At 73.9% G+C, this 5,914-nt stretch carries 5 protein-coding genes; 2 read left to right on the forward strand and 3 right to left on the reverse strand.

Annotated features, from left to right (window positions below):
• A partial coding sequence (locus tag CCN72_RS33375) for a methionyl-tRNA formyltransferase (RefSeq protein WP_279630306.1) occupies positions 1-375 on the reverse strand: 375 nt, incomplete at its 3' end.
• 282 nt (positions 376-657) lie between these two features.
• Between CCN72_RS33375 and CCN72_RS33380 the strand changes: the two genes are divergently transcribed.
• A complete protein-coding gene (locus CCN72_RS33380; RefSeq protein ID WP_085562564.1) occupies positions 658-1,206 on the forward strand; it encodes a hypothetical protein in 549 nt (182 codons plus the stop codon).
• Positions 1,207-1,315: 109 nt separating this feature from the next.
• Here CCN72_RS33380 and CCN72_RS33385 read toward each other — a convergent pair whose 3' ends face one another.
• The gene (locus tag CCN72_RS33385; protein WP_086812000.1) at positions 1,316-3,481 is read right to left on the reverse strand and encodes a primosomal protein N'; all 2,166 of its coding nucleotides are present in this window, start codon (positions 3,479-3,481) and stop codon (positions 1,316-1,318) included.
• 143 nt (positions 3,482-3,624) lie between these two features.
• On the opposite strand from CCN72_RS33385, the gene CCN72_RS33390 reads away from it, so the two are divergent.
• Positions 3,625-4,434 carry a S1 RNA-binding domain-containing protein gene (locus CCN72_RS33390; RefSeq protein ID WP_086812002.1) on the forward strand — a complete coding sequence of 270 codons (810 nt, stop codon included), beginning with the start codon at positions 3,625-3,627 and terminating at the stop codon, positions 4,432-4,434.
• A 106-nt stretch (positions 4,435-4,540) separates the two neighbouring features.
• Here the strand turns inward: CCN72_RS33390 and metK are convergent, their stop codons facing one another.
• The gene (gene metK / locus CCN72_RS33395; protein WP_086812004.1) at positions 4,541-5,749 is read right to left on the reverse strand and encodes a methionine adenosyltransferase; all 1,209 of its coding nucleotides are present in this window, start codon (positions 5,747-5,749) and stop codon (positions 4,541-4,543) included.
• Positions 5,750-5,914 lie beyond the last annotated feature (165 nt).

Consider the following 5,914-nt stretch of genomic DNA (forward strand, 5'->3'; position numbering starts at 1 on the left):
CAGCGCGTGCTGCACGGGCGCCGCGCCGCGCCAGGCGGGCAGCAGCGAGAAGTGCAGGTTGACCCAGCCGTGGGCCGGGATGTCGAGGGCGACGCGGGGCAGCAGCGCGCCGTAGGCGACGACCGGGCAGCAGTCCGGGGCGATCTCGGTGAGCCGCGCCAGGAACTCGGGGTCCCGCGGCTTGGCCGGCTTGAGCACCTCGATGCCGGCCTCCTCCGCCCGCTCGGCCACGGGCGACGCGACCAGCCTGCGGCCCCGGCCCGCGGGGGCGTCGGGCCGGGTGACGACGGCGGCCACCTCGTGCCGCCCGGAGGCGAGCAGGGCGTCCAGGGCGGGAACGGCGACCTCGGGGGTACCGGCGAAGACGAGCTTCATGGGCGGGATCGGGCCTCTCGGGCGGGGATCGGACGGGCAGCGCACCAGTCTATGACCGCCGGGGAACCGGCACCGCGCGGAGCACGGCGCCGATCAACTCGCCCGGCGCGCGCGTCAACTGGAAACGGGCGGCGCACGGGCGGACTGACGGCGTACGCGTATTTCCGCACGCCCCCACCCCGTGACCAGCGGAGCGCATACGCGTTGGTCAAGAAAGAGTTGACCACATAGGGCTGCTTCGGCCGCCCGTTTCCTTTCAACGCCGGTTCGAGAGGCTTGTTCATGGCCGACCATGCAACCCACGACGCCCAGGCGCGGGCCAGCCTGCACTTGTTGGTGCGGGACATCGAGCGGGTCCGCCGGCAGGTGGACGCACTGCGCACGCTCACCGCCCAGTTGGGCAACGTCTACCGTCCGCGCCGCACCGGCCCGTCCACGGGCTTCGTCGTCTACGGACGCGCCCCCGCCCCGACGGTCCGCCTCGCCCAGGAACTCCGCGACAGTGTCGAGACCCTGGTCACGGCCGCCGTGGACTTCGACCGCTCGCTCGGCTTCTCCTGGGACGCGGTGGGTTCGGCGCTCGGGGTCACCAAGCAGGCGGTGCACCGCCGTTACGGCGCCCGCCGCGCCGCGACCCAGGCGGCCGCCGAGGCCGAGCGGACCCCGGAGCCGTCCGGCACCCGCACGCTCAATGTGAACGCCGGCCTGCCCACGATGCCGGTGCCGACGGTCCCCGCCGCCCGCTCCATGCCCACCCAGCCGACCTCGGGCAGCCCCACCTTCCGGGAGGACGCCCGCCCGACGGCCTTCCCGGGCCCGCGCAACGGCTGACCGGCCCCCCGCGCGACAGCTGCCGGCCCCGCCCTCCCGGGAACCTCGGGGAACCTTCCGGGAGGGGCCGGACCCGCTCATCGTCCGGCGCTGCCCGTGCTCCCCGCCGTCATCCGATGTCCGGCGGATCGATCCGCACCCGCACCCGCGCCGCCTCCCCGCTCCCCCGCGCCATCCGCGCGGCCTGAGCGGTCTTCAGGGCGGAGGCCAGTGCCGAGCCGCTGCCCGGAGGGACCCGTACGAGAGCCCGCTCCCAGTGCTCGCCGGGCGGCGCCGCCCCGGGTCTGCGCGGTCCGGCCGGCGGGGCAGGCGGCACCGGCACCGGTCCCAGCACCTCCGCGTCCGACGGCAGTTGGACCGCGGCCAGGAACTCGGCGAGGGCCTCCGGAGTCCCCGATACGGCCGCCATCCGGGACACCGGCGGAAAGCCCAGCTCGGCCCGCTCGGACAGCTCCCGCAGGGCATGCCCCACGGGGTCCCAGCGCACCAGCGCCTGCACGGGCCGCAGGGTCGGCTCGGCCACCACGACCACGGTGCCGCCCTCGCCCTGCGGCCGGACCAGCGCCGCCGCCGCGATCCACCGGCGCAGCGCGTCCTCACCGGCCCGCAGATCGGGTCGTACGAGCATGGCCCAGCCGTCGAGCAGCAGCGCCGCCGCGTAGCCGCCCTCGGCGACCGGTTCGGCGCCCGGGGTGCTCACCACCAGCGCGGGCGCGGAGGGCACGGTGTCCAGGACGTGTTCGCGCCCCGAGGTGCGCACCGGTACGGCGGGGAAGGCGCGGCCCAGTTCCTCGGCGGTGCGCCGGGCGCCCACCACCTGGGCGCGCAGCCGGAAGCCGCCGCACTCGGGGCAGTGCCAGTTGCCCTCGGCGCGCCCGCACCAGCCGCAGCGCAGCACGCCCGCGTCCTGGCCCTGGAGCGGCCCGGAGCAGTGCACGCAGCGGGCGGGTGCCCGGCACCGGTCGCAGGCCATGCGCGGGGCGTATCCACGGCGCGGCACCTGGACCAGCACCGGCCCGTGCCGCAGCCCCTCACGGGCCGTCTGCCAGGCGAGGGTGGGCAGCCGGGCGGCGCGGGCGGCCTCGTCGCGGGCGAGGTCCTGGTCCCCGACGGTGCGGACGAGGGGCGCGGACCGCCGTATCTGTTCCCGTCCGGCGATCAGGGGGCGCGCCCAGCCGGTCTCGACCAGTTGGGCCGCCTCCACGGTGCAGGAGAAGCCGCCGAGCAGGAAGGCGCACTTGTCGAGGGTGGCGCGCAGCAGCAGGACGTCGCGGGCGTGCGGCTGGGGGGCGTGCGGCTCGCTGTGGCTGTCGTCGCCGTCGTCCCAGATCGCGACGAGTCCGAGGTTTCGTACGGGCGCGAACATGGCGGCCCGGGTTCCGACGACCGCGCGCACGGATCCGCGTCGTACCGCGAGCCACTGCGCGTACCGCTTCTCGGGTCCGGCGTCGGCGGTGAGCAGGGCGTGGTGGCCCTTGCCGAGCAGGGTGGTCAGGGCGGCGTCGACGCGGGCGGCGGCCCGTCCGTCGGGTACGACGACGAGCGCGCCGCGTCCCGAGGCGAGGGTGGCGGCGACGGCGCGGGCCAGTTCCTCGCTCCAGCGCGGTCCCGGCAGGGCGTGCCACACGGCCCGGGGGGCGCCGCCGTCGGCCAGTGTCCGCAGGAAGGCGTCGCCCTGTTCGTAGCGCGTCCAGGAGCCGGGGTCGGGCGCCTCGGGGGGTGGCAGGGGTGCGGGCGAGGTCCGCTGTTCGGCGCGGGCGCTGCGGGGCGGTACGGCGAGTTGGAGGACGTCGGCGAGGCTGCCCGCGTACCGGTCGGCGACGGCGCGGGCGAGGCCGAGCAGTTCTTCGCCGAGCACGGGCTCGGGGGACACGACCTGGGCGAGTGCGGCGAGGGGGCCGGAGTAGTCGGACTCGGCCCGCCGTTCGATGAGGAAGCCGTCGATGAGGCCGCCGCCCTCGCGGCGGCCCTCGCGCACCCGGTGCCGTCCGGCGCCGAAGCGCACGCGGACCCGTACGCCGGGCTGTGCCGCTTCGTCCAGTTCGGCGGGGACCGCGTAGTCGAAGTAGCGGTCGAGGTGGAGTACGCCCTTGTCGACCAGCACGCGGGCGACCGGCAGCCGCTCCGCGAGCGCGGCGCCCCGCCAGGTCCGCGGTTTGGCCCGGGGCGTCCTGGCCTTGCGCACGCTCTCCCGGATGAGCGCAAGCTGCTCCGGCGGGGCCCCTTCGGCCCCGCCTTCCCCGTCCGTCCGGGGCCCCCCGTTCTCGCTACTCACGCTTGCATTCTTACCAAATCCCACTGACAACGGCCCGGGGCGCCGGCGCCCGCCCGAGATCGTCCCGGTCGCGGCCGCGCCGTAGGACACCCACCGGTCAATTCGCTACCGGCGTGCCCGGGGCCCTGCCTACGCTCGCCCCCATGACCGAACCGACCATGACCGGACCGACATCTGACCCGCTGGAATGTCTGAGAGAACGCCTCGTCGCCCCCGGGGAGTTGGTGACCGGCGCCGTCGCCGGTTTCGACGGGGGCGATGTGCTGGTGCTGCTGGACGGCGACGCGCCGGGACTCCCCTCCGGCCGTGTCCCTCGGCACGAACTGACCTGGCGCGACGTCCAGGATCCGTCGGACGTGCTCACGGTGGGGCAGCGGATCCGCGCGGAGGTGACGATGCGCGGCGGGTACGACGGCCGGACGCTGCTGTCCGCGCGGGCGTGCGAGGACGAGGCGTTGTACGGCTTCCTTCGGGGGCTCGGGCGCGGGGACGTCGTCGCGGGGACGGTGTCCTCCGTGCACCGCTTCGGGGTCTTCGTGCGGATCGACGGTGAGCCCGGGCATCCGGTCTACGCGGGGACCGGGTTCATCAATGTCCCGGAGCTGTCGTGGTCCCGGTTCGAGGATCCGGCGGAGGTGGTGGTGCCGGGGCAGCGGATCCGCGTCGAGGTGCTTGGCTCGGACACCCGCCGGGGCCAGGTCGCGCTGTCCCTCAAGGCACTTCAGGACGATCCCTGGGACGCGTTGACCGTGGTTGCCGGGGACGTCCTGGCCGGGCCGGTGACCAAGGTCATCCCCTTCGGGGTCTTCGTGCGGGTGAACGAGTTCGTGGAGGGGCTGGTGGACTCCGACGAGCTGGGCGGGCGGAGCGCCGGGGTGGGGCAGGAGCTGCGGGTCAGGGTCCTGGAGGTCGACCGCGCGGGGCGCCGGATCCGGCTGGGGCTCGCGGACTGATCCCCGCCCAGGAAGGACAACGAGGCCCGGAAGAGCGACGAGGCCCGTGAGAACGCCGAGGCCCGGCTCCCCGAAGGGAAGCCGGGCCTCGGCGCGCCGTGTGGGATCAGGCTCCCGCGGCCTTGCGCAGGGCCTCGGCACGGTCGGTGCGCTCCCAGGTGAAGTCGGGGAGCTCGCGGCCGAAGTGACCGTACGCCGCGGTCTGGGCGTAGATCGGGCGGAGCAGGTCGAGGTCGCGGATGATCGCGGCCGGACGCAGGTCGAAGACCTCGTCGATGGCCTTCTCGATCCGGTCGGTGTCGACCTTGTGCGTGCCGAAGGTCTCCACGAACAGACCCACCGGCTCGGCCTTGCCGATCGCGTACGCCACCTGCACCTCGCAGCGCGAGGCCAGGCCCGCGGCCACGACGTTCTTGGCGACCCAGCGCATCGCGTACGCGGCCGAACGGTCCACCTTGGACGGGTCCTTGCCGGAGAAGGCGCCGCCACCGTGGCGGGCCATGCCGCCATAGGTGTCGATGATGATCTTGCGGCCGGTCAGACCCGCGTCACCCATCGGGCCACCGATCTCGAACCGGCCCGTCGGGTTCACCAGCAGGCGGTAGTTCTCGGTGTCCAGCTTGATGCCGTCCTCCAGCAGCGCCTTCAGCTCCGGCTCCACGACGAACTCGCGGATGTCGGGGGCCAGCAGCGACTCGAGATCGATGTCGGAGGCGTGCTGCGAGGAGACGACGACGGTGTCGAGGCGGACGGCCTTGTCGCCGTCGTACTCGATGGTGACCTGCGTCTTGCCGTCGGGGCGCAGGTAGGGGATGGTGCCGTTCTTGCGGACGTCCGACAGCCGCTTCGACAGGCGGTGCGCCAGGAAGATCGGCAGCGGCATCAGGGTCGGCGTCTCGTCGGACGCGTAGCCGAACATCAGGCCCTGGTCGCCCGCGCCCTGCTTGTCCAGCTCGTCCTCATCACCCTCGACACGGGACTCGTACGCCGTGTCGACGCCCTGCGCGATGTCCGGGGACTGGGCGCCGATGGAGACGGAGACGCCGCAGGAGGCGCCGTCGAAGCCCTTGGCCGAGGAGTCGTAGCCGATCTCCAGGATCTTTCCGCGGACCAGGGTCGCGATGTCCGCGTACGCCTTGGTGGTCACCTCGCCGGCCACGTGCACCAGGCCGGTGGTGATGAGCGTCTCCACGGCGACCCGGGAGGACGGGTCCTCGCGCAGAAGCGCGTCGAGAATGGTGTCGCTGATCTGGTCAGCGATCTTGTCGGGGTGACCCTCGGTCACGGACTCCGAGGTGAACAGGCGACGGGACACAACGCTCCCTGTGGTTGCAGCGGCTGCTGGCTGATCATTTGCAGTCGACGCGGGGCTGCGCCCGGTCGACCTTCAACAGTTTATCGGTCGCGCTCGGCCGATGGGCCACTGTCTCGCCTCTCGGGAGCGCTGTGACCTGCGGCACGGGCATTGTGCACAATGCCC

Source organism: Streptomyces murinus, from assembly GCF_002154555.1.
Classification (GTDB): Bacteria; Actinomycetota; Actinomycetes; order Streptomycetales; family Streptomycetaceae; genus Streptomyces; species Streptomyces murinus.